Raw genomic sequence first — 25,644 nt, 5'->3', positions numbered from 1 at the left:
ATAAGCCTCAATCGGTGACTTCGTTGTCACCAAAGTCACTATCATCCTGACCGCTGTCATCAAAATCGCTGTCATCAAAGTCGAAGGTTTCGCTGGCAAAGGGGTCATCACCCAATTCTCCATCGCTCACCTCAAATTGGCGGTTCTGCAAGTAAGCGTCACGAATAAAACGGTAGCGATCACCACGAATTAATTCTTCCTGGTCAAGCAAACCCGCTCGAATATCGATCGCTTTGAGTGCGGTAAGGCCTACTCGAACAATATCGTCTTCTGCATAATTAACGGGGTTCGTTGCCATGTTCGCGGGCATACCGGTGGTATCCCGCAGCGTGCTGGGGCCAAAGAAAGGCAGCACCAGATAACGCGAATCTTCCCACCCCCACACCGCTAACGTTTGGCCAAAATCTTCTTCATCCGCAGTAATTTCCATTAGGGTGGCATAATCTAACAGTCCGCCAATGCCTACCGTGGAGTTAATTAAAAAACGTGACGTGGCGAGGCCCGCGTTTGACGGTTTGCCCTGCAGCACGCTGTTAAGCGCAGTACGCACTTCACCTAAGTTGGAGAAAAAATTACCTACGCCCGTTTCTACCGGGTCGGGGGTAATAGCACGATAGCCTGTTGCCACCGGCTTGAGCGCGTAGCGATCCAACACATCGTTAAACGCAAACACTTTGCGGTTAAAGCCTTCCCAAGGGTCTTCGGGAGCAGTATTTTCCGCCATTTGCGTACTGGCACAGCCTCCGGTTGCGAGTAACGTCACCAGTAGTAGTGGCAACCCTTTGCTACGCAGCGAAAGCGCAGGCTGCGCGTTATTAAACCACTGCCACATGACATTTTCCTTTTTCAATTCCCTTGCACCTTATACAGACATCTACAAACGACGAATAACCACACTGCCCGCGCTATAACCTGCTCCAAAGGAGCAAATCACGCCAATATCGCCCTCCACAAGCGCCTCGCGATGGAGGTGAAAGGCGATTATAGAACCCGCTGAACTGGTGTTGGCGTAACGATCCAAAATAATCGGCGCCTGTGTTTCACTCGGGTCATAGCCCAATACTTTGCGGGCAATCAAATCGTTCATATGCCGGTTAGCCTGGTGTAGCCACATGCGCTTCAGATCGCCACCGGCCAACTCTAAGGAGGCCAAATGATCGGTGATCAATTTAGCCACCATCGGGCAAACTTCTCTAAACACCCGACGCCCTTCCTGCACAAACAGCTTATCCAAGGCGAGTGGGTCACTGTCCGTTACGCGGTTAAGGAACCCTGCATTATTACGGATCGCGTTGGAAAACTGGGTAACCAGACGCGTGCCAAGAATTTCAAACTGCTCATCGGCCACCGCAATAGCGCTATTTTCTAGTACCACAGCGGTACAAGCATCGCCGAAAATGAAGTGGCTGTCACGGTCTCGAAAGTTGAGGTGCGCCGAGCAAATTTCCGGATTGACCACCAGGGCACGCTTCACACTGCCGGAGGCTATGGCGTTGGCAGCCGTTTCCAAAGCAAACGTCGCTGAACTACAGGCCACATTCATATCGAACCCGTAACCACTTGTGCCCAAGGCCTGCTGCACCTCGACCGCCATAGCGGGGTAGGCACGCTCCAGGTTTGAGCAGGCCACGATCACCAGCTCGATGTCAGCAGCTTCTACCTTGGCAGCGGCCAGCGCCTGCCGCGCGGCAGCGGTCGCCATCTCGCACTGAATAGAGGGTTCGTCATTGCCCCGCTGCGGAAGTTTAGGCCGCATACGCTGTGGGTCAAGGATCCCAGCTGCATCGAGCACATAGCGGCTCTTAATACCGGAGGCTTTTTCGATAAATTCGCTGCTTGAATGTGCCAGCGGTTCGCGCTCGCCGCGCGCAATGGCTCCGGCATGCTGTTCATTCTCGCTGTCTACCCAAGCATTAAATGCCGCCACCAGGGCCGCATTATCAATGGCGTGTTCCGGTGTATAGAGACCTGTACCGGTAATCACCACATGTGTCATGCCAATCTCCTCTAAGCGGCTTGCCGACGTGAACGGCCATCAATGTAGCGTGCGACTTACGGCGAACCCATCACGTTACTGTGTGCGTAAAATAGCGGTTTTTCCAGCAACTTTTTTCAACCCCTAGCTAAACGCTAGTGATCTCTTGCCAGCGTTTTTCCAATCGTTTTACCGACACCACCATGTTAGTCCCCAACTGCTGTGCAAATAGCGATACTCTAAGCTCCTGCAGCCACCAGCCAAAAGCGACCAATTCAGGATCTTCCACCCTTCCGCGTCGCTCGCTTTCGCGGCGGGCATCAAAGCGGGCCTCTAATGCCTGGACATCTTGCATCATCATTTGATCGCGACCGCGCTCACGGGCGGCTTTTTCAAGCCGAATGAGCGCCGCCTCGGTGTAGCGCGGGTATTCGTCCAGCCAAGCGCCCGCATCGCGAATAAAGCCTGGATAGACCAGACGCTGCATCTGCGCGCTAACATCGCTATACACCAGCGCCAGAGCAAAATTAAGCTTCCCTTTGAGCACCTTACTGACCGCCAGATGCCCTTTTAGCGCGGCCTCTACGCGTACCAGCAGTGCTTTCGCTTCGTCTACAAGCTGACCCTGAGTAGCGTTTAGTCGCTGGCTAAACTCGCCTTCCGAGCGCGGCAGGGGGTGCTGAGCAATCACCTGGGTAAACACCGCAAGCAGCAGATCGTCGATCAAAGCTTGTTTACTACCCACTTTGGCGAACAGTAGCGCGCACTTCTCAACACCCGGCAGTTGTTTAATCGCTTTAACCTGTTCAGGTAGCTTGGCAATTGCCAGCCGAGCGATGCCCTCCTGGTGGGCAGCGTCAGCTTTTGCAGGGTGATCAAACAACGCCACCTTGAACTCGCTGGCGTCAAGACCGCTGGTTTTCGCAATCCTGCTTTCAGCGACCAGGGCAGGATACGCCTCTACGCGAATACCTGCCTGGGTGGTAACGCGCGAAGCGGGCAGCGGCGTCTTGGGTAGCCCGGCCACAGCGGGCTCTTGGCTAACCTGTTCAGCCAGTGCCTGGGCGCCTGCGCTGGCTGCCGCTTCAAAGCGCTGCTCTAAAGCACGCAGATCGCGCCCCTGCCCTAAGGTTTCGCCCGCGTGATCGACCACGCGAATATTCATGATCAGATGCGGTTCGAGCACGTCGAGGCGCCAGTCGTCGGGATGCACCCGCGTCGATGTACGGCGGCGAATGAACTCCCCCAAGGCCTCGGTTAACGGGCGCTGATCGGGCACCAGGGTTTCCAGCGCCGCATCCACCCAATCAGGAATCGGCACCACCTGGCGGCGGATGCTTTTCGGCAGTGACTTCAGAAGCGCAATACACTTTTCACGCAGCAGCCCAGGTACCAACCACTCCAGAGCATGCACCGGCACCTGGGGCAACATTGCAGCGGGAACGGTCAGGGTAACACCGTCATCCTCGGCTTCGGGGTCAAAGTGGTAGCTTACCGGATACGCGACGCCCGCCAGAATCAAATGATCAGGATACTGCGCCTGGGTAACGTCCTCCGCGTCGCGCGCTTTAAGTGAATCAATATCGAAATGCAGTAATTGTGGCTCTTGCTGCTCGGCCTGCTTGCGCCAGTGCTCAAAGCCCTTGCCGTTGACTATCTCCGCCGGGATCCGCTGGTCGTAAAAGTCATAGAGCGTGTCTTCATCGACCAGAATATCTCGCCGCCGAGCGCGATCTTCCAGCGCTTCGACTTCGTCGATCAACGCGCGGTTATGAGCAAAGAAGGCACCTTTGGTGTGAAATTCCCCTTCCACCAGCGCACGGCGAATAAACAGCTCCCGGGACTCCTGGGGCGCGATTGGCCCGTAATGTACCTTGCGCCGCGCCACAATCGGCAGACCAAACAGCGTGACCTGTTCAAAGGCCACTACCTGGGCGCGCTTCATTTCCCAATGCGGTTCGCTGTAGCTGCGTTTAACCAGGTGCTGCGCCTGGGGTTCAATCCACTGGGGATCGATTTTGGCCACGGTGCGGGCAAACAGCTTGGAGGTTTCCACCATCTCGAACGCCATGATCCACTTGGGCGACTTCTTGGCCAACCCTGAGCCTGGATGAATTATAAACTTGCGATTGCGGGCGCCGAGATACTCGCGGTTCTCCACCAACGTCCCCAGATTAGAGAGCAGCCCCGAGAGTAGCGCCTGATGCACCTTGCCCGACGTTTTACGCCGCGTTTGACGCGCCTGTTCTTCGCTCTCGTCTTCATTACGGGGCGGCGGCGCGGGCACGTCGATATCCATATCGCGCAGCAGTTGGCGCAGTTGGCGGAAGGTGTCGTGCCATTCGCGCATGCGCAGGTAGTTGATGTAGTGCTCGCGGCACCAGCGGCGCAGTTGATTACCTGAAAGCGCCTCACGGGCATTCTCAATGCCGTGCCAAAGGTTCAGCAAGGCGACAAAATCGGAATCCGGATCATGCCAGCGCAGGTGAGCTTGGTCGGCCGCTTGGCGCTTATCCGCCGGTCGGTCGCGGGGGTCTTGGATGGCTAGCGCCGAGACGACGATCAGCACATCGCGAAGGCTGCCGAATTCGGCACCCGCCAACACCATTCGCGCCAAGCGCGGGTCAATCGGCAGCCGCGCCAGCTTACGCCCAAGCGGAGAAAGGCGCTGCTTGTCGTCCACCGCCCCCAGCTCGAACAGCAGTCGAAAGCCGTCTTTAACAAAGCGGCTATCCGGTGGATCAACAAACGGAAAGGCCTCGATATCGCCGAGCTTGAGCCCCAGCATCGAGAGAATCACCGAGGCAAGGTTGGTGCGCTGGATTTCAGGGTCAGTAAAGCCGGGCCGGGATAGAAAATCCTCTTCGCTGTAGAGGCGAATGCACACGCCTTCGGCAATCCGCCCACAGCGCCCTTTACGCTGGTTGGCACTGGCCTGGCTAACCGCTTCTACCGGCAGTCGCTGGATCTTGGAACGGTAGCTATAGCGGCTGATACGCACGAGGCCGGGGTCGATCACGTAGCGAATACCGGGTACGGTCAGCGACGTTTCCGCGACGTTGGTGGCGAGTACAATGCGCCGACCGCGGTGCGGCGCAAACACGCGGTTCTGCTCTTCGTTGGAGAGCCTCGCGTAGAGCGGCAGAATTTCAGTGCCTTTCAGCTCGGCGCGGCGCAGGGTATCGGCGGTTTCACGAATTTCGCGCTCACCAGGTAAAAACACCAGCACATCGCGAGGGCCATGCAACCAGCCTTTTTCGCGCTCAACGGCTTCAATCTCTTCCACCGCGTGCAGAATACCCTCTTGCAGCGTGCGGTCTTCTTCATCGTCCTCGTCGCGTACCAGCGGCCGGTAGTGCACTTCAACGGGGTAGGTACGCCCGGTGACTTCCACCACCGGTGCAGGCGCCTTGGCGGTGCCGAAGTGATTGGCAAAGCGCTCTACGTCGATAGTCGCCGAGGTAATGATGACTTTTAGATCGGGCCGCTTGGGGAGCAAACGTTTGAGGTAGCCGAGTAGAAAGTCGATATTCAGGCTGCGCTCGTGGGCTTCATCAATAATGATGGTGTCGTAACGCAGCAGCAGCGGATCATGCTGAGTCTCGGCCAGCAAAATCCCGTCGGTCATCAGTTTGACCAGGGTCGTCGGGCTGCTCTGGTCGGTGAAGCGCACCTGATAGCCCACCTGCTCACCCAAAGAGACTTCCAGCTCTTCCGCCAGGCGACTGGCGACACTGCGGGCGGCTAGGCGGCGTGGCTGAGTGTGACCAATTAAGCCACGGCGGCCTCGGCCCAGTTCCAAACACATTTTAGGCAGCTGGGTGGTTTTGCCTGAGCCGGTCTCCCCCGCCACCACCACGACCTGATGATCGCGGATGGCGTTGACAATATCCTCCCGGCGTTCGACCACCGGCAATTCTGGCGGGTAATTGAAGGCGACCTTTTGGCTTTCGCGCTGACTGAGCTGCTGCTGGGCACGACCAAGCTCGCGCTGCACCTCGTCCAAGCCACGGCTAATCGGTTTGCTATCACGTAGGCGACGGTTTAAACCAGCCAGCCGGCGCTCCAGCCGCTCTGCATCGCGCAGCATCACATCGCCCGCGGCCTGTTTCAGCGACGCAAGACGTTGACTATCGGTGGGGGCTGGGGATGTGTCGGTGGTCACGATTGAGTCGGCTTCCATTCGCTTGGGCATTTAACAAGAGATATTAGTAAGAGTTATAAAAAATCAACCCGCTCAATTGAGCGGGTCGTATAGTGTAACGCTTTCAGCTCCGCGACGCCTAACCACAAAGCAAGCAGGAAGCGGGCGAGCCCAGGTTTCCACAAGGGCGCTGTGAACCCATCCGTGGGCGCTACTTTCGCCATCTGACCGCCATGGATGGCGGAAATGCCGGAATTGTCAGGAATATTTTCCGGCCATGGCGAAAGACCCTTGTTACAACCTGCCCTCGCCCACTAATCGAGTGTTTATTAATGGCTATCTGATTACGTTTTTGAGGGCTCTTCGTCACGCAGCTGACGGCGGAGTACTTTACCCACGTTGGTTTTGGGCAGCTCATCGCGAAACTCTATGAATTTCGGCACTTTGTAGCCAGTGAGCTCTTTTTTGCACCAGTCGCGTAGTGTTTTTTCATCTAGCTGGTCATTTTTACTTACCACAAACAGCTTGATGGCTTCGCCAGCATTTTCATCTGGCACACCGACCGCGGCAGACTCAAGCACATCCGGGTGGGCTGCCACCACATCTTCAACTTCGTTGGGATAAACATTAAAGCCAGAGACCAGGATCATATCTTTTTTGCGATCAACAATGCGGATATAGCCATCATCCTGCAGCACAGCGATGTCGCCGGTGCGGAACCAGCCATCCTCATCGATGGCGTCACGGGTTTCATCTTCACGCTGCCAGTAGCCTTTCATCACCTGTGGCCCTTGCACGCACAGTTCTCCCGGCTCGCCCAATGCCACGTCGTTGCCATCGGCGTCGACGACTTTTACCGCGGTGCCTGCCACGGGCTTACCGATAGTGCCCAGTTGGATCGCATCGGTCGGGTTGAAGCTAACAATGGGAGAAGTCTCGGTCAGACCATACCCCTCGGCAATTGGGCAACCGGTGGTTTTTTCCCAACGCTGCGCCGCTGCTTTGGTCAGCGCCATGCCGCCGGAGATCGTCAGTTTCAATTTGGAAAAATCGAGCTGCTTGAAATCGTCGCGATTACATAGCGCATTAAACAGCGTATTGAGGCCGATAAAAGCGCTAAAGGGCACCCCCTTGAGCTCTTTGATAAAACCATCCAGGTCGCGAGGATTAGTGATCAGCAAAGAGTGGTTACCGGTTTCCATTAGGAACAGGCAGTTAACCGTAAAGGTATAGATGTGATAAACCGGTAGCGGTGCGATAACCAACTCTTCGCCATCGGTCAGATGAGTACCAATCGCTTCCCGCGCTTGCAGCATATTGGCGATGAGATTGCGATGGGTCAGCATTGCGCCTTTTGGCATACCCGTGGTGCCACCGGTATATTGAAGCGCGGCTAAATCGTCGGGGCTCCTCTTGACCTCGGTATGACTTAGCGAGGCACCTTTTTTTAGCGCATCACGGAAGCCAACCGCACTGGGCAGTGAATAAGCAGGCACCATTTTCTTAACGTGCTTGACCACTGCATTGATTAACCAGCGCTTGGGCACATCGTGCAAGTCAGCTAGCTGGGTGACGAGCACATGCTTGATATCTGTTTTATCGAGCACTTTCTCCAGCTTGTCCGCCATATTGGCCAAAATCACAATGGCTTTAGCGTTGGAGTCCTTGAACTGGTTGGCCATTTCCCGCTCTGTATATAGCGGGTTGGTGTTGACCACTACCAAGCCTGCGCGCAGTGCACCGAATACCGCCACAGGAAACTGCAGTACGTTGGGCAACTGGATGGCGATACGATCACCGGGAACGAGGTCGGTTTCATGCTGTAGCCATGCAGCAAAGTCTGCAGAGAGGCGGTCAAGATCAGCGAAAGAGAGCGTTTTTCCCATACAGGAAAAAGCTGGCTTGTCCTTAAAGCGTGTTACTGCGTTATGAAAAACATCCGTGACTGAATCGTACTGATCCAACCCTTCAAGCGCTGGGCCACGTAAAACGGCGGCGTTGGCGTGTTCGCTCATGGGCAATCTCCGCTATTGGCGTCGGCGTAAGTCACCGACCTTGTTGTTGTCGCTAGGCTCTATCTGAAAAAATAGGTTAAGAAGCCCAACGATATACGACCTCTAACAGGCTGTAAAACGATCGATTGAAACTGACGTTTCAACTTTAGCCCATAGTCGGGCTCACTTGATTTTCTGCTGCGTCCCTCATTCCAATTTAGTAGATCGTTTCTTTATGGACAGTAACGCGCCTGAATTTCTCCATCGCGCCAGACCAATAGCTCACCCGGCACCATGCGCTGCCAGGCTTCATTGTGCGTGAGCGGTTCAGTGGCAATCACTGAAACGATGTCGTCAGGCGTGGTATGTTCGGCAAAATTCACCGTCATCTCGGCGTCGGAGAGTTCCGCCTCGCCGAAGGGCGCGCAGCGGGTAATATGCGCAAGCTTCGTGGCGCAAAATGTATATAAGTAATCGCCATCGGAGAGCAACATATTGAACACGCCCAATGCTCTTAGCTGCTCACATAGCTGGTGCAAGCGCTCCCACAGCATTGCGGGATCAGCGGGCGGGGAAGGAAATTCACGGCGAAGCTCCCCCATTAACCAGCAGTAGGCGTACTCGCTATCGGTGCTGCCAACCGGGGTGTAGTCTCCTAACGTTAAACGCTCCCAGCCACTTAATTGCCCATTGTGAGCATAGCACCAGGGTCGCCCCCACATTTCGCGCGTGAAAGGGTGGGTATTGGCAAGCTTTACGCCCCCCACGTTGGCTTGGCGAATGTGACTGATCACCACATTGGACTTAATCGGGTAATCGCAAATTAGCCGGGCGATAGGGGAATCGACGGAAGGATGGGGGTCGCGAAAATCGCGGTAACCGCCCTCTTCGTAGAAGGCAATTCCCCAACCATCGCGATGAGGGCCGGTGCCCCCACCGCGATGCAAAAAGCCCGAAAAGCTAAAACAGATATCGGTGGGCACGTTGGCGCTCATACCCAGTAGTTCACACATACGCTTTACCAATACATAGACACCCGGCGCTCTCTGCAAAAGCATGGAACCTAAACACAGCCATTAACCAATCACCGGTTCGCGACGGCGTGGTGATTCGCCTTCATCGGCACTCTCTTCTTCCTGGGCGACATACTCATCGTCCCCAGGACGGCGCCACCACCACAGAGCAACGCCAATCAGCGCGCCTAATGCCATCCCTAACACCAGCCACATTAGCCCGCCACGAAGTGCTGCGCCGTTGTTTTCTAAAAACCCAACCGCCGCCACCATCGCCGAAGGTGCCCAACCGGTATAGAATTCACCCTCTTCTATTAGCGGCAGCCGGAAAGTGGCGGGTGCCCATATCGCCCCTGCCACCATCCAGGTCAGTACAAGACGTGGCAAGCGAGGCAGAAAAGTGAACGCAAAGTAGACTGCGACAATCACTAACAGCGACAGCCCGTAATAACTCAACCACAGTAGTGGCGTTGAATTTGCAAACAGCATAATACCCCTCATATGGGTGAGCTCACCCGACGTTGATTTCCCGTTATGGTACCTATCAATTTATGAAAGCACAGCAAGGCATACCTTCAGGCTTACCCGCTGCACGCTATTATCGCGCTAATGACCCGCAATGGCACTGGTTAGAAGAGCGCGATGACCCACAGGTCAGCGCCTTTTTAGAGGCCGCCAATCAGCAACAAGCCGATTGGTTTGCCCCGCTTGCCCCGTTGGAGGAAGCGTTATACCAGAGTCACCTTGCGCGCCGCGAATTAGCCGTGACCAGCCTTAAGACAACGCTTGACCACTTCACGTTCTGGAACGAGACCGGTGCCGAGGATGATTACCCCTGCTGGTGGCGCCACCCCAATCGTCAGCCTGAACAACAGGAATGCTTTTTCGACGTTAGAGCCCGTGCTGCTGAGCACGACTTTTACGACATGGGCGATATGGCGCTGTCTCCCGATGAGCAGTGGTTGGCCTGGACAGAAGATACTCAAGGCGACGAGCGTTTTACTCTGTGGCTGAAAGCGCTGCCTAACGGAACGCCCGTGCAACTATTAAGCGATATTGGTGCGGGGCTTTGCTGGGCAGAAGATCAAACTGCCACTACAGCGACGCTGCTGTTCACGCGGTTTGACGACACTCAGCGCCCCGACAGCGTTTGGCGGCTTTCGCTTTCGCTGATGGAGCCTGACGCTTCAAATGAGCCAGTATTGGTGCTACGGGAAGAGGATCCTGAGTTTTGGCTCGGTATTGGCAAAACGCGCTCGCGGTCGTGGCTGCTGCTAGAAAGCGGCTCAAAAGACACCAGTGAAATTCACCTATTGGCCGCTCACTCTCCTGATTCAGCCCCGCTGTGTATTCAGCAGCGCCAGGCGGGGGTCGAGTACAGCATTGATCACCGGCCAGGCAGCTTTTACCGCCTGCATAACCAGGCAGGTGCTCACTTCCAGCTCGACTTCCTGCCCGAAAGTCAGCTTGGTCAGCTCCAATTGAATTGGCAAACGTTAATCGCCCACCGTGAAGAAGCCACCCTGGAAGGCGTTGATGCGTTCTCTTGGGGGCTGATGCTGGCTGAGCGTGACCATGCCCAAGCGCAAGTGCATTTGCGGCGTTTGCTTTTCGATGCCCAGCATAGCTGCACCCTAGATGAGACCCTGGCACTGCCTGAACAACCCTGCTCGCAGATGCTGGAAGATGCCCCGCACTTCGATACTCAGGTAGTGCGCCTGCGCGAAGAGTCGTTTACCCAGCCGCCCAGCTGGTTTTCACTCGATCTAACCAGCGGCGAGCGAACGCTGCTGAAGCGGGTACCTGTTTACGGCAATTTACAGCCGGAACAGCTAATCAGTCGCCGCCTTTGGGCCACCAGCAGCGACGGTGAGCAAGTGCCCGTATCGGTGGTGATGCGCGCCGACCTGGCGGATCAGCCCTTACCCACGCTGCTGTATGGCTACGGCGCTTACGGTGAGGCTCTCGACCCCTGGTTCTCGATCGCCCGGCTGGAACTGCTTGAGCGCGGTGCGGCCTTTGCCGTTGCTCATGTGCGTGGCGGCGGCGAGCGCGGCGAACCCTGGTATTTAAACGGCAAGATGGCCCACAAAGAGAATAGCTTTGACGATTTCCTGGCCGCCCGGGAAGCGCTTGTGGAGCAAGGTGTCAGTGATGCACAGCGCGTAGCGGCCTATGGTGCCAGCGCTGGCGGGCTGCTGGTCGGCACCTGCATTAATCGTGCCCCGGAAAAGTTTTGCGCCGCTCTGCTAGACGTGCCCTTCTTAGACGTGCTGCGCACGATGCAGAACCCGGAGCTGCCTCTGACGACCGCAGAGTACAGCGAGTGGGGCAACCCTGAAGAACCAGAGGTCGCCGAGCGAATAGCCGCTTACTCACCTATCGATAACATTAAAGCGCAGATATACCCTGCACTATGGATTGAGGGCAGTTGGTTCGACACCCGTGTCAGCTACTGGGAGCCCGCCAAGTTTTATGCCCAGATGGCACAACAGCAGCTGGGTTCAGCGCCGATTTTGATGCGTACCGATATGAGCAGCGGCCACGGCGGCGCATCCGGTCGATTCAAAGCGTGGCGCGATACCGCCCGCCAAGACGCGTTTATTCTCTGGGCGCTGGGACTGCACTCGCCAGCATCTTCAACTGCTGAGTAAAGTGCTCGTAGGGAACTACATCGGCAGCACGGCAATAATATGCGACTCCAATTGCTGCTCGGGCACCTCATCTTGGGACACCGCAAAGCTGCGTACGCTGACGCCTTTGCGGTGAACCCGCTCGGCATCATTGCTTAACAGCGGATGCCAACCCGCCAACTTGCGCCCTTCAGCCACCCGCCGATAACCACAGCTCTGCGGCAGCCAGGTAAACTCTTTAACCAAGGCAGGCGTCAGTTGGGTGCAATCGGGAACGGTTTCAAAGCGGTTCGCATAATCGCTGCACTGGCAACTGTGAATATCCAGCAAGCGACAAGCAACGTTCAGTACTGCTAACTCCTGAGTATCCTCGTCGTGCAACTTTAGCAGGCAGCACTGCCCACAGCCATCGCATAACGCTTCCCACTCCTGGGGCGTCAACTCTTCGAGGGTAAAGCGCTCCCAAAAACGTTCGCGCATTGCGGTCTCCATCGTCTCCTGGCTCATTATTACGAAAAACTCATTATGATGGGGGTGTATCTTGGTGGCTTAATTCAGCCAATAGTTCGGGCCATAGGGTCTGGAAATCGGCCTCTAACGCTTGATAATCGTCGTACAGCCAAGGCACTAAAGCAGCCAACTGATTGGGGCCAGACAAACGCCGCCCAATCCCGGCAACGGCCCGGCAGGTAAACGCAAAGTCAGCATAGCCTCTTAGCCAGTCCTGCTCGACGAGAATCGGCATCATACCGGCCAGCCGGTTCGGCGCGGTACGGGCGGAGAGCAGTCGATAACAGCGCTCAATAATCGCGTCCTGATCCGCCTGCCCTGCCGTATCTCGAGCCAGAAAATGATCCCACACCATATCCAGGGCTATCCCCGCATAGCGCCGCTGCCCCGTTGGCGCACGGCGCCGTGCATTAACAACGCTAGGATGACTATCCACCCAGGCATCTACCCGGCGGTGATGGTGAATGCCCAGTGCAGTAGCAGCAGGCCAATCGGCCAAATTGCGCCCCTTAACGCCATCAGCAATTAAATTGCCGTAGAGGAAATCATCGCTACCAGCGCTCACCAACCATGCATGGGCAAGAAAATTCATAACCAGATGGCGCTACTGTTCGTCAGAGCAGACATCAGAGCGCGAAGCCACATGGGCACGATGCACGTCGAGCAAATAGGCCTCTTTCGGCGGCGGCATTTGCAGGTAGAACCCTTTGTCTTTAATCCCTTCCACCACGTCTGCCGCATTAACCCGTGACAATTTTTTGTCAGCGGTCAACAGCATGGTAAACACCGGTACAGGCTTGCCGAAGGTTTCAAGTAATTGCGCAGGGACGTCTGCAAATCCTTGACGCTTATCGACATATAAATACATTTCATCTTTACGCGAGCTTTTAAAAACCTCGCAAATCAGCTTGTCGCTCATTATGCTCGCTCCTCAAGGGCCTGGGCCAACGCGCCATTCAGACATTCGCCACGCCAACCGGTCGGCCAGGTGAGAGGTTCCCCTGCCAAGTCCTGCATCACCAGTGTTTCAATATCACGGCGGCGCATGAGCATTTCCGGTGCCACACCCAAGTCATTAGCTTTAGCGGTTACCGCCTTCTTGAGTGCTTTAAAGCGTGATTTGAACGTCGGGTGCATGGGGTCTGGCCAACGCTTGGGCAGCGCCTCTTCATCACAGTGCTGGGTCTGTTTGACCATTGCCAGCAGTGCGTCGCCCTCTTTTTTGATCAGCATCGGTTTAACGCCTTCCACCTCAGCAAGCTCGAAGCGATTACTGGGCATCTTTTCGGCAATCGCAAATAGCAGCTTGTCGCTAATCAACCAGTTGCGCGGCAAGTCACGACGGCGTGTCTCGCCTTCACGCCAGGTGGTCATCAGCCGATACGCTTCCATTTGCCGGGGCGTCAAGCGCCACAATTGGCGTTGACGGGTATACCACTGCTGGTCGTTATCGACGCTGCGGCCCGCCTGTTCAATTAAGCTAGCACACTCAGCGTCTACCCATTCACGCCGCCCCAACATGGCGAGTTTTTCAGCCTGGAGCGTCCAGACTTTTAACAAATAGATCACATCCAGAGCAGCGTACTGGCACTGCGCAGGCGACAGCGGGCGTAATAGCCAGTTTGAGCGGGTCTCTTCCTTAGGCAGGGTTTCGCCGACCCAAAATTCGACCAGCTTTTGATACCCCATTCCAGGATTTTCGCCTAAAAATCCTTGTACTACCTGAGTATCGATTAACGGTTCCGGCAATACACCTGCCCAGTGCTGGAAGACTTCTAGATCTTCGCTGCAGGCGTGCAGTAACTTGATAGCACTATTTTGCAGCAGGGCTCGGAATTTATCAGTACACGGGACGGCTACCGGATCAATCAGATAAGCCTCTTCCCCCGCGGTGAATTGAACCAACGCCGGCACTGGAAAGAACGTGTTCTCTCGGAAAAACTCGGTATCCAGAGCAATTACAGAAGCATCGGCTACTTGCTCACACGCTGCATCGAGCGCCTCTGGAGTATCAAGCCATTGATAAGAGGGGGTCAGAGAGGACAAAAGCATTCTTCCAGGTTGGCGCAAATACTAAAGCATTTGCGTTTTAGGTAGGCTTATTCACTGGCAAACGGCAGGCGACCATTAAATGCACGGCTCAAAGTGCCGCCATCTACGTACTCCAGCTCTCCACCCATGGGAACGCCATAGGCAAGCCGCGAGAGTTTGACACCGTGTTCTGCTAGTAGCGAAGCAATATAATGGGCGGTCGCTTCACCTTCGATGGTGGGGTTAGTCGCCAACACCACCTCTTCGATGAGCCCTTCTGCAACACGCGCTTCCAGTAAGTCTAAACCGATCGACTCAGGCCCCACGCCATCTAGCGGCGAAAGGTGCCCGTGGAGCACAAAATAGCGCCCCTTAAAACCACCGGCTTCTTCAATCGCCAATTGATCGGCAGGCGACTCCACCACGCAAAGTAGTGCATCATCGCGCCGCGGGCTTTCACATAGCATGCAGATATCTGCTTCAGTGAGCGTGCGGCAACGCTGGCAGTATCCAACTTCATCGATCGCTTGTTGAATAACCGCCGCCAGACGCTGCCCTCCAGGACGCTCACGCTCCAGCAAATGCATCGCCATGCGCTGAGCCGTTTTGGGCCCAACGCCTGGCAATACGCGAAACGCATCCATTAACTGCTCAACGAGAGGAGAAAAACGCATTGCTTAGAACGGCATCTTAAAGCCGGGCGGAAGGTTCAAACCTGCCGTCGCTTCTTCCATTTTCTGTTTAGAACTGACTTCCAATTTGCGCACTGCGTCATTGACCGCCGCGGCTAGCAAATCTTCCAGCAACTCTTTGTCCTCTTCCATGACGCTGGGGTCAATGGTCACGTTTGAAACGTCATGACGACCGTTCATGGTGACCTTGACCATACCGGCACCCGCCTCACCCTGGACTTCGGCTTTGGCGACCTCTTCCTGGGCTTGCTGCATTTTTTCCTGCATCTCTTGGGCTTGCTTCATTAAGTTGCCCATTCCACCTTTAAGCATGGTCTGATCTCCAACATACGTAGTTAAAAGGTATAGCTAAAACGAGTGTTTCTATCACGCGTCTAGAAAATGAGCTTAGCGCATAGCGTCGGCAGGCTTTACGCTGGATTCTATCAGCTTTGCCCCAAACGCCTGCTGTAACTTTTGTACATGGGGGTCGTGATTGAGTAGATCAACCGCCTGGGCATGACGCTCTTTATTAAGACGCTCTTCGCGCTGCCGTGGCGTCTCAAGGCTATTAGACAACTCGGCAACGTAAAACGCTATTCGCCTTGGCATACCCTGCTCTTTTAGCGCCCGCTCAATGCGGGTTTGATGCACTTCCGCCTGCATGGCCTCTTGGCTGGGGTCGAGGCGCAGCGTCAGCAGCGTACCGTCGTCACTCTCGACCAGACAGTTGCCCGCCAAGTTACGGGTTAAGCCGCCCAAGCCAAGAGAATCAAAGCACTGCAACCACTGCGCATTATCCAGCTTGCCGGACTGAATGTCCGGCCGGCTTTCTGGAAAGGCTTCTGGCAGGGTTTCTGACAGGGCTTCTGGAACGACCTCTGGTTCAGCTTCTGGCGCTGCAGCCGTTGAGGGCTCCACCGTTTGTGGCTCGGCATCGGGTGAAGGCGCTGAGGCTGGCACTGGCTCAGTAACAGGCTTGGGCTCAGTAACAAGTTCTGATTCAGACATAGCCTCTGGCTCAGCGGCTTGCTGGGGAGCTTCCACCTCAGCCGCTTGCGTATCCGCCTCGACTGCCCAAGGCGGTGGCTCTTGCAGCGGAGGCTCCTCTTCAGCGGCAGGCGCTGTCTGCTCAGGGCTTGGCTCTAATGGCGTTTCAGGCTGAGCATCTGGTGTGGAATGAACGTCTGGCTTTGCATCAGCTGCTGGCGAGGGCTGTGGCGCCGGTGATGGCGCCTCTGCCCCTGCCACTTGAGCACTCGTTTCGGTCGCTGCCGATTGAGAAGGCTCGCGGCGAAGCGGTAGCGGGGTACGCGGCGGTTTCGGTACACCCTGAGGGCGAAATGCCAACATACGCAGCAACGTCATCTCTAACGCGCTGCGCAGATCAGGAGCGTGCACCATGTCCCCACGCCCCTGAATACCAATTTGGTAATAGAGCTGAATGTCTTCAGCAGTGAAGCGGCTTGCTAGCTGCAGGATAACGTCACGATCACCATGGCTGTTATCCACGGCATCCGGCACCATCTGCGCCACTGCCAAGCGGTGCAGTATGCTCGATAGCTCATCCAACACCGCGGCAAAGTCCGGGCCTTGCTCGGCTAATTCGGCCACTTCGGAGAGCAGGCGCTGTACATCCACATCGGCCAGAGACTCTGCCAGCCCAAGAATATGGCGATGATCCAAGGTACCCAGCATGGCGGCCACATCCGCATGGCGAACGGCCCCCTGGCCAAACGCAATAGCCTGGTCGGTGAGGCTCATGGCATCGCGCATTGAGCCTTCCGCCGCCTTACCCAATAGCCACAAGGCGCTTTCATCAAAAGCGACGCCCTCTTCACCCAACACATAGGTGAGATGCTCCACCACGCGCTCTGGTGGCATATGTTTGAGGGTAAATTGAAGACAGCGTGAAAGTACCGTCGGCGGCAGTTTTTGCGGGTCGGTGGTCGCCAACAGAAATTTAACGTGAGGGGGAGGCTCTTCCAGCGTTTTCAGCAGCGCATTGAAACTGCTGGTGGAAAGCATGTGCACCTCATCGATCAGGTACACCTTATAACGCCCTTGGGTAGGCGCATACTGGACATTGTCCAGCAGTTCCCGGGTATCTTCTACTTTGGTTCTTGACGCCGCATCGACCTCAATAAGATCAACAAAGCGCCCTTCATCAATTGCCTGACAGCTATCGCACTGCCCACACGGTGTAGAGGTAATGCCCTCATCACCACGTCCGTTAGCCGTGCAGTTCAAACACTTGGCAAGAATACGCGCCAAGGTGGTTTTGCCCACACCGCGAGTCCCCGTAAACAGGTAGGCATGATGCAAACGACCCTGATCCAGGGCATTGACCAAGGCGCGTTGAACATGGGCCTGGCCCACGAGTTCGTGGAATGTGCGAGGCCGCCACTTACGGGCCAGAACCTGATAACTCATGAAGCTGTACTTCCTTCGGCGGGCTGACTTGCCCCACGCTGTAGCCAGCGCGGGGCAAAGGCCACGATGCATAACAAAGACGATGCGAGAACAAACGCCATTCTAACGGTTGCACCGCAGCCCGCCAACCGCCTGAATAAAGCGGGCTATTTTAGACAACGCCTAGGCGTTATCACCACCTTCCGCCGCACCAGCACGCTCAGCAGCGGCTTTTACTAGCTTTTCCAGCTCGCCACTTTGATGCATCTCAACCACGATGTCGCAACCACCCACCAGCTCGCCTTCTACCCACAGTTGTGGGAAGGTCGGCCAGTTAGCAATTTTGGGCAGCTCGGCGCGAATATCCGGATTATCCAGAACGTTAACGAACGCAAAACGCTCGCCACAGCTCATAAGCGCTTGGACGGTCTGGGCAGAAAACCCACACTGAGGCAGTTGGGGCGAACCTTTCATGTAAATCAGGATCGGATTTTCGCTAATTTGACGCTGAATGTTTTCGGCAGTTGTGCTCATACTATTTCCTCGCTTATTGATGACCGATGCCCTCTCACTCATCTACTAGGCTTAGCCCTTGAACCTGATTCTAAAACCTAGCCCTTGTAATGGGTACTTGAGACTAGTACTTAAGAAATCGTACTTAGAATAGTACCTGAGTAGAGCGCTCGGCTTTAACGTGTATATGGCATTCTACGCATGCCGTTCGCGTTGCGCATCCCCTGCAGCATAGCTAGGATAGTGTTTTTGCGCGGAGAGAAGCCCTTATGGCGACACGCCATTTCCTGACCTTGCTAGATTTGACCCCAGATGAGCTGGACTATTTGATCCAGCGTGCCATTACGATCAAAACTAATCTAAAAGCCCAAGGTCCTGTTTACACACCCTTCCCCAACCGTACCCTGGCGATGATCTTTGAAAAATCATCGACGCGTACACGGGTTTCGTTTGAAACGGGAATGGCACAGTTTGGCGGCCATGCACTCTTTCTCTCCCCCCGCGATACTCAGCTGGGTCGTGGCGAACCAATTGAAGACACCGCTCGCGTACTGTCTGAAATGGTCGATGCGGTGATGATTCGCACCTTCTCCCACGCTGGGCTGGAAACCTACGCCAGCGCCAGCAGCGTACCGGTGATTAACGCCTTAAGCGATGACTACCACCCCTGCCAGCTACTTGCCGACGTGATGACCTGGACTGAGCTACGCGGCAGCGTAAAGGGACGCACAGCAGTGTGGATTGGTGATGGTAACAACATGTGCCACTCCTGGATCAATGCCGCTCGCCAATTCGGTTTCCATCTGCGCATTTGCTGCCCGAAAGGCTACGAGCCCCGAGCCGATATTATGGCGGCCGCTGGCGATCAAGTAACGCTGCTGCACGACCCTCAGGAAGCGGTAAAGCACGTCGACCTGATCACCACCGACGTTTGGGCCTCCATGGGCCAAGAGGAGGAGCAGGCGAAACGTGAAGCCGACTTCGCAGGTTTCCAAGTTACTGAAGCCATGCTCGATCAGGCAGACCAAGACGTCCTCTTCCTGCACTGCCTGCCTGCCCATCGCGGAGAAGAGATCAGCCACACGCTGCTCGACGACCCACGTGCCGTGGTTTGGCAGGAAGCAGGCAACCGCCTGCATGCACAAAAAGCGTTGATCGAGTTTTTGCTTCTGGGTAAGGTCACTGAATAAACGATTTACTGCAAACAAAAAAAGCCTCGTTTAAACAACGAGGCTTTTTTCTAATATTGGGTGAAATTTTTGTTGGTGGAGCCTAGCGGGATCGAACCGCTGACCTCAACACTGCCAGTGTTGCGCTCTCCCAGCTGAGCTAAGGCCCCACGTGCTGTCTTTCCAACAGCGAGGCGGATACTACGGTGAACATTTACCGCGGTCAAGTTTTTACATCAGCAGCGGACAACTAATTCTCCTTTGTCGTTAGCTGTGGCACTCTATATGCACATATAGTTAACAAGATAGAGTAGTGTCCAAGGCCAACGCCTGAGTCCATGATGTTTCCAAGCAGGAGCCTGTCCATTGATCAGTGTACTTATCGCCGATGATCATCACCTAGTAAGAACTAGCATTGCTCACCTGCTAAATGAAGAGTGTGACATTAAAATTGTGGGCGAGGTCGACGATGGCGAAAGTGCAGTAACACAGTGTCGCCATTTAAAACCCGACATCGTGTTGATGGATATTCGCATGCCGGGCATAGGCGGGCTCGAAGCCACTCGACGCATTCACCGCAACATGGAAGACGTGAAGGTCTTGATCTTGACCGCGCATATGGAAGACAGCGTGCTGCGCCGCATGCTTGAAGCAGGTGCTTCAGGCTTTTTAAGCAAAGGTGCAGATGCGATAGAGATGACCGATGCCATTCGCCAAGTGTTTCATGGCCGCCGCTATGTCAGTCAGGAAATTGCCCAACGCCTGGCGCTTTCGCACTTCACCGAGGAAGATAATCCGTTTAGCCACCTCTCCCACCGTGAGCTACAGATTGCCCTGATGATCGTTAACTGCCAGCGAGTGCAAGATATCTCCGATCGCCTGCACTTAAGCCCTAAAACGGTAAACACCTATCGTTACCGACTCTTTGATAAACTACAGGTTGCCACCGACGTCGAGCTTACTCACTTAGCGCTCCGTCACGGGCTGGTCGAGGGGTTTGACGCCACCCAAATATAACCCCTATCTTCCCTGCTGTTATCGGGTACCGACACGCTAATATGACCTTTGATTCAAAACAGTTCTTGAGCTCGGTAAGCTCCTCGCCAGGGGTTTACCGCATGCTCGACGAGCAAAGCAATACGCTCTATGTGGGCAAAGCCAAGCGCTTAAAGGCACGCCTAGCCAGCTATTTCCGTGGTCAACTGAATACCAAAACCCAGGCCATGGTGGGGCGTATCGCCGACGTTCAGGTCACCGTCACCCGCACGGAAACTGAAGCCCTTCTGCTCGAACAGACGCTGATCAAACAATTGCGTCCGCCTTATAACATTTTACTGCGCGACGATAAGTCCTACCCGTTTGTCTTTGTTACCGACCGCCATCCTTACCCGGCACTTGAGTATAAGCGCGCCCGTCAGCGCAGCGACGATGGTCGCTACCTAGGCCCCTACCCTAGCAGCGGAGCCGTGCGTGAAAGCTTGGCGCTGATGCAAAAGATATTTCATATTCGCAACTGCGAGGACAGCGTCTTTGCCCATCGCTCACGCCCCTGCTTGCAGTATCAGATTCATCGCTGTAGCGCTCCCTGCGTCGACTATATCTCCGCCGAAGACTACCGGCGCGACCTCGAACACGCAGTGATGTGCCTGGAAGGCAAAAGTGAGAGTGTTACTCAAGAACTGATGGAGGCGATGGAAAAGGCCAGCCAGGCACTCAACTTCGAGGAGGCCGCCCGTCTTCGCGACCAGGTTCAGCAACTGCGCCAGCTTCAGCAACGCCAGTTTGTCGACACCGGCGGCGGTGATGCGGATATTTTCGCCCTCGCCCAGCGCCCCGGTGCACTGGGCGTTTCGGTGTTGAGCGTGCGCGATGGTCGCCTGCTGGGGGCGCGTCATCACACGCCGAAAAACGATCTGGATCTACCGCTTGAAACGCTGCTCACCGAAGTAGTCAGCCAATACTATTTCGGTCAACCGCACAACGTGCCCAGCGAAGTGATTACCAGCCACCCGTTAGACGACAGCGAGCTGATTGCCGAAGCGCTGACCCAACAGGCGGGCAAGCGCATTCGCGTTACCAGCCAAGTGCGCGGCCACCGCGCCCAGTGGCAACAGCTCGCCATTACCAACGCTGAGCAGCAGCTAGCCTCTCAACTGGCCAACCAAACCCAGCTCACTCAACGCTTTACCGCCCTGCAGAAAGCGCTGGGCTTAGCGGACACACCGCAACGCCTGGAGTGTTTCGACATCAGCCATAGCCACGGCGAGGCGACCGTTGCCTCCTGCGTGGTGTTTGATCACCAAGGCCCACGCAAAAGCGATTACCGCCATTTCCGCATTGAAGGGGTAGCCGCCGGTGATGACTACGCTGCCATGCAGCAGGCCCTAACCCGACGCCTTAAGCGCGTGAAAAGCGGTGAAGCAGTCGCCCCTGACATCCTGATCGTCGACGGTGGCAAGGGCCAGCTCAATATGGCCCGCGAGGTGTTTAAAGAACTCGACATCGTCAACATCATTCTATTGGGTGTCGCCAAAGGCACCACGCGCAAGGCGGGGCTTGAAAGCCTGTTTGTGGAAACAGCGGACAATCCGCTAGATTTGGACCCTGCCTCCCCCGCCCTACACTTGATCCAGCATATTCGTGATGAATCACACCGTTTTGCCATTGCTGGCCACCGCGCTCAGCGCGATAAAGCGCGACGCACTTCAACCCTACAAGATATCCCCGGCATTGGCCCCAAACGTCGACGGGAATTACTGCGCTTTTTCGGCGGCCTGCAGGGCGTGCAAAAGGCCAGCCGCGATGAACTCGCTCGCGTACCGGGCATTAATGCGTCGTTAGCCGAGAGTATTTACCGAGCACTCAACGGATAAACGCCCGTTTGGCATGGATGCCATCGGCCAAGGGGGATAGAATGAGGCCAGACACTTCGAATCCTCTGATTTTCCGGCAAGGATCGCTCTCTGCGATGAATATACCCAACATACTGACACTGGCGAGAATCGCCTTTATTCCGCTGCTAGTGGTGCTGTTTTATCTACCCTTCAGTTGGAGCATGCCCGTGGCGGCCGGTCTATTTGGTCTGGCCTCCATTACCGACTGGCTGGATGGCTATTTAGCGCGACGCTGGAATCAGTCAACGCCTTTTGGCGCTTTTTTAGACCCAGTGGCTGACAAACTCATGGTGGTCGTCGCCCTAGCGCTATTGATCGAGCGTTACGACACCCTGGTGCTGACGCTCCCTGCGCTGGTGATTATCGGCCGGGAAATTGTCATTTCGGCGCTGCGTGAGTGGATGGCTGAAATGGGCAAACGCGGCATGGTGGCGGTTTCTTGGATAGGCAAGCTTAAAACCACTCTGCAAATGGTGTCACTGCTGATCTTGCTGGCGCTTCCACCGACGCACGAATTTGCGCTGTTAGGCGTTGTAGTACTATATACCGCCGCTATCCTAACGCTGTGGTCGATGATTCAGTACCTAAAAGCCGCCTGGCCGCATCTTAGCCGCTCCATGTAAGCTGCTGATAAGTAAATAAGGAACACACGCTAATTCATTGATTGACAACGCGGTGGCGATCCGTATAATTCGCCCTCGAGTCGAGCGGGAATAGCTCAGTGGTAGAGCATCGCCTTGCCAAGGCGAGGGTCGGGAGTTCGAATCTCCTTTCCCGCTCCAACGACTTTTGAGGCTGGATGGCAGAGTGGTTATGCAGCGGACTGCAACTCCGTGTACGCCGGTTCGATTCCGACTCCAGCCTCCATCTTTGTGTAGCAATGGTGTTTTAAGTAGAACGAAACAGCATTGCGATGTGATCTTTTTGTGATGTATAGCCCGGATGGCGAAATCGGTAGACGCAAGAGACTTAAAATCTCTCGGGGGCAACCCCGTGCCGGTTCAAGTCCGGCTCCGGGCACCATTTCTGTTGTTTTACTTCCCCTCCAGCTTTTCTTCTTCAGTCATTTATTTCCTGTATCGGTTTTCTTTACGCGGCCTTTTACCGCGCCTATTCGCGTACTCGAACATCGCGCAATTGTCTCCCCGAATATCACTCATTTCTTAAGCCGAAGCATCGCTAAACGCTAATCGCCGCGCTATGATGCCTGCCTTCTAACTTTTCGCGCGCGACGAAGCTAGTGACGTTTAGGGTTTGCAATATTTCGGTCAGTATCAAGGGGGAGCGGGCACCATGAGCACGCCAACATCCGATGTACTTATCATTGGCGGCGGCGTCGCTGGGCTCACCCTTGCCTTGGAAGTGGCTGACCACAGGTCCGTGACGCTGGTTCGCCCTGCACAAGATGATCAAGGCGCCAGCCGCTGGGCTCAAGGCGGCATTGCGGCCGTGCTCTCGCCGGATGACGACCTTGACGCGCATATCAATGACACCTTGGTGGCTGGCGATGGGCTATGCGATATCGAGGCCGTTCGCTTTACCGTTACCCATGGGCCCGCTGCTATTCAGTGGCTGATTGATAAGGGTGTTCCCTTTACACCCGAGCACGACCCTGCCGCACGCTACCCATATCATCTAACCCGAGAAGGCGGCCACAACGCACGGCGGATCATACATGCTGACGACGCCACCGGCCGTGCCGTGGTGGATACGCTGGTAGACAAAGTAGCGCAGCACCCCAACATCACCCAGCGCAACGATCTAACGGTGGTTGGCCTGCTACAAGATCCCCAAGGTGCCTGCCGCGGCGCCTATGGCAGCGATGCCAACCACCAGTGGCACTCGCTCACTGCGCGCCATACTGTATTGGCCACTGGCGGCGCAAGCGGCCTTTACCGCCACACCACTACGCCCGCTCCTAGTAGCGGCGAAGGCATGATGATGGCTGCTGAGCTGGGTGCTCGGTTAATGAATCTAGAGTTTCAACAGTTTCATCCAACCTGCCTGTTTGACCCCGAAGGCCCGGCGTTTTTGATAAGTGAGGCGGTTCGTGGTGAAGGCGGGCATCTGCTCAATGAGGCGGGAGAGCGTTTCATGCTGGCGCTGGATAAGCGCGCGGAGCTAGCCCCGCGGGATGTCGTCGCCCGCGCCATTGATGCAGAAATACAGCGCAGCACTCTGGGCCACGTGTGGTTGGATATTCGCCATTTAGGTGAAAAGGCAATTCGCCACCACTTCCCCACTATTCTGGCGCACTGTGCCTGCCGGGGGATTGATATCACCCAGCAGGCTATCCCCGTGGTGCCTGCCGCCCATTATAGCTGCGGCGGTGTCGCCACCGACTTGCAAGGCGCCACGAACGTTGCCAACCTCTATGCCATCGGTGAAACCGCCTGCACGGGGCTTCATGGCGCCAACCGTATGGCCAGCAACTCGCTGTTAGAGTGCTTGGTATTTGCCCGCAGCTGTGCACAAGCGCTGTTAGCCGACGTGGAACAGCACGGCCAAACGACCAGCGGTAGCGGATTTCAGCCCCCGGCGCAGGCTGCGGCGACTGTCTTACCCAAGGCAGTACTCAGCGATATACGCCAACAAATGCGCACCACCATGAGCCAGCATGTCTCCATTGTGCGCAGCGCCACCGGGCTAAGTACTGCCCTGACGCACTTGAAGTCACTGCTAAACAGCGTGGAAGAGATTCAGGGAGCCCTAACAGCCCCGGAAGGCAAACGCCTGCACCAGACCCTACAGTTAGCACTATTGACTGTTCTCGCCGCTCAGCAGCGGCATGAGTCACGCGGACTGCATTACTCCACCGACTGGCCTAGCCGGCAGCCTGAAGCCGTTGCTTCTTCGCTTGCGATGAACGACTTAACAGACGCGTTAGCAACAAACCGCTAGCGGCCCGGACGATGAAAGAGCTTGCGCGCCTCACGCAAGCTTTGTTGAGGCGCGCTATCAGGCCAGAGCCAAACCCGCTGCTTACCCACATAAAGCCCTATTAACCAGGGCCCTAGATAGTCACAGCGTACTCGATCCGTATCGCCCAGAGCCTCATTTCGCGTGAGAGCCCCCTCTTCAGGCTGCGACTCGCGCAGCCAACGACCTTGAACTTGTGGCGCCGTCGACGTCAGCGAGAGCACGCCTTTGGGTTGACGAAGATAGCCGCGCCATCCAAGGACAACGCCTAACACCGTTATCGCCACCGCCGCTGGCATGCCCCCTACCCAATAGCTCAGCGCCACAATGCCGATCAACAATCCACATTGGGCTAGTAGCCAATACTTAGAGGGTACGATAGGCAGAATTATCGGTGGTTTCAGCATGTTCAACGATCATTTGTACGATACGCCGCTGGCTAGGCTCCTCGGGCCACTCTCGGTGCATCAGCCAGACAAAAAGATCCTGATCCTCGCCTTCAATGAGCTGCTGGTAGGCCAGTTGATCCGCTTCGCTAAGATGGTCAAAACGCTGTTCAAGAAATGGAATAAGCAGCAGGTCAAGCTCCCACATACCGCGCCGGGAGTGCCAGTAAAGCCGTTTGCGCAAAATGGCTGCTGGGGAATTATCGTCGTTCAACGTCAGCCGCTCCAGTTATATAAATGAAAGGCCAGTATACCTAAGCTGTGGGGTCGCGCCAGCGCCCTCCATCGCCTATGCTATTAAAGAGTGTAGAACCTTGTTT

General features: G+C 55.6%; 22 protein-coding genes and 4 tRNA genes. 9 read left to right on the top strand and 17 right to left on the bottom strand.

What is annotated here, in order from left to right; all coding sequences use genetic code 11:
• Positions 1–7 precede the first annotated feature (7 nt).
• The 6 genes from RO22_RS20030 to RO22_RS20005 all read right to left on the bottom strand — a co-directional run bounded on the left by RO22_RS20030 (position 8) and on the right by RO22_RS20005 (position 9,615).
• Positions 8–832 carry a VacJ family lipoprotein gene (locus RO22_RS20030; protein ID WP_035537982.1) on the bottom strand — a complete coding sequence of 275 codons (825 nt, stop codon included), beginning with the start codon at positions 830–832 and terminating at the stop codon, positions 8–10.
• Between the two features lie 42 nt (positions 833–874).
• Positions 875–1,996 carry a beta-ketoacyl-ACP synthase III gene (locus tag RO22_RS20025; protein ID WP_027958455.1) on the bottom strand — a complete coding sequence of 374 codons (1,122 nt, stop codon included), beginning with the start codon at positions 1,994–1,996 and terminating at the stop codon, positions 875–877.
• A 127-nt stretch (positions 1,997–2,123) separates the two neighbouring features.
• Entirely contained in the window at positions 2,124–6,158 is a 4,035-nt protein-coding gene (gene hrpA, locus RO22_RS20020; protein WP_041159214.1) for an ATP-dependent RNA helicase HrpA, read from the bottom strand.
• 305 nt (positions 6,159–6,463) lie between these two features.
• Positions 6,464–8,134, bottom strand: a complete 1,671-nt coding sequence (locus RO22_RS20015) for an AMP-binding protein (RefSeq protein WP_027958453.1) — start codon at positions 8,132–8,134, stop codon at positions 6,464–6,466.
• A 212-nt stretch (positions 8,135–8,346) separates the two neighbouring features.
• Positions 8,347–9,126 carry a class II glutamine amidotransferase gene (locus RO22_RS20010; RefSeq protein WP_041159213.1) on the bottom strand — a complete coding sequence of 260 codons (780 nt, stop codon included), beginning with the start codon at positions 9,124–9,126 and terminating at the stop codon, positions 8,347–8,349.
• Positions 9,127–9,189: 63 nt separating this feature from the next.
• Positions 9,190–9,615, bottom strand: a complete 426-nt coding sequence (locus RO22_RS20005; protein ID WP_041159212.1) for a hypothetical protein — start codon at positions 9,613–9,615, stop codon at positions 9,190–9,192.
• Between the two features lie 62 nt (positions 9,616–9,677).
• Between RO22_RS20005 and RO22_RS20000 the strand changes: the two genes are divergently transcribed.
• Complete coding sequence (locus RO22_RS20000; protein WP_041159211.1) at positions 9,678–11,780, top strand: S9 family peptidase; 2,103 nt, start codon at positions 9,678–9,680, stop codon at positions 11,778–11,780.
• A gap of 15 nt (positions 11,781–11,795) precedes the next feature.
• On the opposite strand, the gene RO22_RS19995 is transcribed toward RO22_RS20000, so the two are convergent.
• The 8 genes from RO22_RS19995 to grxD all read right to left on the bottom strand — a co-directional run bounded on the left by RO22_RS19995 (position 11,796) and on the right by grxD (position 17,917).
• Positions 11,796–12,251 carry a YcgN family cysteine cluster protein gene (locus RO22_RS19995; RefSeq protein WP_041159210.1) on the bottom strand — a complete coding sequence of 152 codons (456 nt, stop codon included), beginning with the start codon at positions 12,249–12,251 and terminating at the stop codon, positions 11,796–11,798.
• Between the two features lie 31 nt (positions 12,252–12,282).
• Entirely contained in the window at positions 12,283–12,861 is a 579-nt protein-coding gene (locus RO22_RS19990; protein WP_041159209.1) for an ACP phosphodiesterase, read from the bottom strand.
• Between the two features lie 12 nt (positions 12,862–12,873).
• Positions 12,874–13,188: a YcgL domain-containing protein gene (locus tag RO22_RS19985; protein WP_041159208.1), complete on the bottom strand. Its 315-nt coding sequence runs from the start codon at positions 13,186–13,188 to the stop codon at positions 12,874–12,876.
• A complete protein-coding gene (gene rnd / locus RO22_RS19980; protein ID WP_041159207.1) occupies positions 13,188–14,321 on the bottom strand; it encodes a ribonuclease D in 1,134 nt (377 codons plus the stop codon). Before rnd ends, RO22_RS19985 begins: the two co-directional genes overlap by 1 nt.
• A gap of 47 nt (positions 14,322–14,368) precedes the next feature.
• Positions 14,369–14,974: a recombination mediator RecR gene (recR, locus tag RO22_RS19975; protein ID WP_041159206.1), complete on the bottom strand. Its 606-nt coding sequence runs from the start codon at positions 14,972–14,974 to the stop codon at positions 14,369–14,371.
• 3 nt (positions 14,975–14,977) lie between these two features.
• Positions 14,978–15,304 (bottom strand): YbaB/EbfC family nucleoid-associated protein, encoded by a 327-nt coding sequence (locus RO22_RS19970; RefSeq protein ID WP_022522912.1) that lies wholly within the window; start codon positions 15,302–15,304, stop codon positions 14,978–14,980.
• A gap of 75 nt (positions 15,305–15,379) precedes the next feature.
• A complete protein-coding gene (dnaX, locus tag RO22_RS19965) occupies positions 15,380–17,404 on the bottom strand; it encodes a DNA polymerase III subunit gamma/tau (protein WP_041159205.1) in 2,025 nt (674 codons plus the stop codon).
• Between the two features lie 162 nt (positions 17,405–17,566).
• On the bottom strand, positions 17,567–17,917 hold the full coding sequence (grxD, locus tag RO22_RS19960; protein WP_022522910.1) for a Grx4 family monothiol glutaredoxin: 351 nt from the start codon (positions 17,915–17,917) through the stop codon (positions 17,567–17,569).
• A gap of 248 nt (positions 17,918–18,165) precedes the next feature.
• Between grxD and argF the strand changes: the two genes are divergently transcribed.
• Positions 18,166–19,086: an ornithine carbamoyltransferase gene (argF, locus tag RO22_RS19955; RefSeq protein WP_009288008.1), complete on the top strand. Its 921-nt coding sequence runs from the start codon at positions 18,166–18,168 to the stop codon at positions 19,084–19,086.
• 73 nt (positions 19,087–19,159) lie between these two features.
• Here argF and RO22_RS19950 read toward each other — a convergent pair.
• Positions 19,160–19,235: transfer RNA gene (locus RO22_RS19950), tRNA-Ala, on the bottom strand.
• A gap of 196 nt (positions 19,236–19,431) precedes the next feature.
• On the opposite strand from RO22_RS19950, the gene uvrY reads away from it, so the two are divergent.
• The 7 genes from uvrY (at position 19,432) to nadB (ending at position 24,860) form a co-directional block, all read left to right on the top strand.
• Entirely contained in the window at positions 19,432–20,082 is a 651-nt protein-coding gene (uvrY, locus tag RO22_RS19945) for a UvrY/SirA/GacA family response regulator transcription factor (protein WP_009288007.1), read from the top strand.
• A 41-nt stretch (positions 20,083–20,123) separates the two neighbouring features.
• On the top strand, positions 20,124–21,938 hold the full coding sequence (gene uvrC, locus RO22_RS19940; RefSeq protein WP_009288006.1) for an excinuclease ABC subunit UvrC: 1,815 nt from the start codon (positions 20,124–20,126) through the stop codon (positions 21,936–21,938).
• Between the two features lie 95 nt (positions 21,939–22,033).
• Positions 22,034–22,582, top strand: a complete 549-nt coding sequence (gene pgsA / locus RO22_RS19935; protein ID WP_027958445.1) for a CDP-diacylglycerol--glycerol-3-phosphate 3-phosphatidyltransferase — start codon at positions 22,034–22,036, stop codon at positions 22,580–22,582.
• A gap of 84 nt (positions 22,583–22,666) precedes the next feature.
• Positions 22,667–22,741: transfer RNA gene (locus RO22_RS19930), tRNA-Gly, on the top strand.
• An 11-nt stretch (positions 22,742–22,752) separates the two neighbouring features.
• A tRNA-Cys gene (locus RO22_RS19925) sits at positions 22,753–22,826 on the top strand.
• 69 nt (positions 22,827–22,895) lie between these two features.
• Positions 22,896–22,982, top strand: a tRNA-Leu gene (locus RO22_RS19920).
• Between the two features lie 270 nt (positions 22,983–23,252).
• Positions 23,253–24,860, top strand: coding sequence for an L-aspartate oxidase (gene nadB / locus RO22_RS19915; RefSeq protein ID WP_039860105.1), 1,608 nt, complete (start codon positions 23,253–23,255; stop codon positions 24,858–24,860).
• Here the strand turns inward: nadB and RO22_RS25090 are convergent.
• Both RO22_RS25090 and RO22_RS19905 read right to left on the bottom strand, forming a co-directional pair.
• On the bottom strand, positions 24,857–25,285 hold the full coding sequence (locus RO22_RS25090) for a hypothetical protein (protein WP_230805493.1): 429 nt from the start codon (positions 25,283–25,285) through the stop codon (positions 24,857–24,859). The two genes, nadB and RO22_RS25090, sit on opposite strands and share 4 nt — an antisense overlap.
• A complete protein-coding gene (locus RO22_RS19905) occupies positions 25,245–25,538 on the bottom strand; it encodes a succinate dehydrogenase assembly factor 2 (protein ID WP_039860102.1) in 294 nt (97 codons plus the stop codon). Before RO22_RS19905 ends, RO22_RS25090 begins: the two co-directional genes overlap by 41 nt.
• Positions 25,539–25,644: the final 106 nt, after the last annotated feature.

It is taken from the genome of Halomonas sp. KHS3, assembly GCF_000830495.1.
Taxonomy (GTDB): domain Bacteria; phylum Pseudomonadota; class Gammaproteobacteria; order Pseudomonadales; family Halomonadaceae; genus Vreelandella; species Vreelandella titanicae.
Note: the sequence above shows the minus strand (reverse complement) of the source record. Positions and strands in the feature narration are given on the sequence as shown.

Bases quoted from the DNA above. Each gene is read 5' to 3' on its own strand.
- RO22_RS20030 (WP_035537982.1), bottom strand. From the start codon at position 832: ATGTGGCAGTGGTTTAATAACGCGCAGCCTGCGCTTTCGCTGCGTAGC.
- RO22_RS20025 (WP_027958455.1), bottom strand. From the start codon at position 1,996: ATGACACATGTGGTGATTACCGGTACAGGTCTCTATACACCGGAACAC.
- hrpA (WP_041159214.1), bottom strand. From the start codon at position 6,158: ATGGAAGCCGACTCAATCGTGACCACCGACACATCCCCAGCCCCCACC.
- RO22_RS20015 (WP_027958453.1), bottom strand. From the start codon at position 8,134: ATGAGCGAACACGCCAACGCCGCCGTTTTACGTGGCCCAGCGCTTGAA.
- RO22_RS20010 (WP_041159213.1), bottom strand. From the start codon at position 9,126: ATGTGTGAACTACTGGGTATGAGCGCCAACGTGCCCACCGATATCTGT.
- RO22_RS20005 (WP_041159212.1), bottom strand. From the start codon at position 9,615: ATGCTGTTTGCAAATTCAACGCCACTACTGTGGTTGAGTTATTACGGG.
- RO22_RS20000 (WP_041159211.1), top strand. From the start codon at position 9,678: ATGAAAGCACAGCAAGGCATACCTTCAGGCTTACCCGCTGCACGCTAT.
- RO22_RS19995 (WP_041159210.1), bottom strand. From the start codon at position 12,251: ATGGAGACCGCAATGCGCGAACGTTTTTGGGAGCGCTTTACCCTCGAA.
- RO22_RS19990 (WP_041159209.1), bottom strand. From the start codon at position 12,861: ATGAATTTTCTTGCCCATGCATGGTTGGTGAGCGCTGGTAGCGATGAT.
- RO22_RS19985 (WP_041159208.1), bottom strand. From the start codon at position 13,188: ATGAGCGACAAGCTGATTTGCGAGGTTTTTAAAAGCTCGCGTAAAGAT.
- rnd (WP_041159207.1), bottom strand. From the start codon at position 14,321: ATGCTTTTGTCCTCTCTGACCCCCTCTTATCAATGGCTTGATACTCCA.
- recR (WP_041159206.1), bottom strand. From the start codon at position 14,974: ATGCGTTTTTCTCCTCTCGTTGAGCAGTTAATGGATGCGTTTCGCGTA.
- RO22_RS19970 (WP_022522912.1), bottom strand. From the start codon at position 15,304: ATGCTTAAAGGTGGAATGGGCAACTTAATGAAGCAAGCCCAAGAGATG.
- dnaX (WP_041159205.1), bottom strand. From the start codon at position 17,404: ATGAGTTATCAGGTTCTGGCCCGTAAGTGGCGGCCTCGCACATTCCAC.
- grxD (WP_022522910.1), bottom strand. From the start codon at position 17,917: ATGAGCACAACTGCCGAAAACATTCAGCGTCAAATTAGCGAAAATCCG.
- argF (WP_009288008.1), top strand. From the start codon at position 18,166: ATGGCGACACGCCATTTCCTGACCTTGCTAGATTTGACCCCAGATGAG.
- uvrC (WP_009288006.1), top strand. From the start codon at position 20,124: ATGACCTTTGATTCAAAACAGTTCTTGAGCTCGGTAAGCTCCTCGCCA.
- pgsA (WP_027958445.1), top strand. From the start codon at position 22,034: ATGAATATACCCAACATACTGACACTGGCGAGAATCGCCTTTATTCCG.
- nadB (WP_039860105.1), top strand. From the start codon at position 23,253: ATGAGCACGCCAACATCCGATGTACTTATCATTGGCGGCGGCGTCGCT.
- RO22_RS25090 (WP_230805493.1), bottom strand. From the start codon at position 25,285: ATGCTGAAACCACCGATAATTCTGCCTATCGTACCCTCTAAGTATTGG.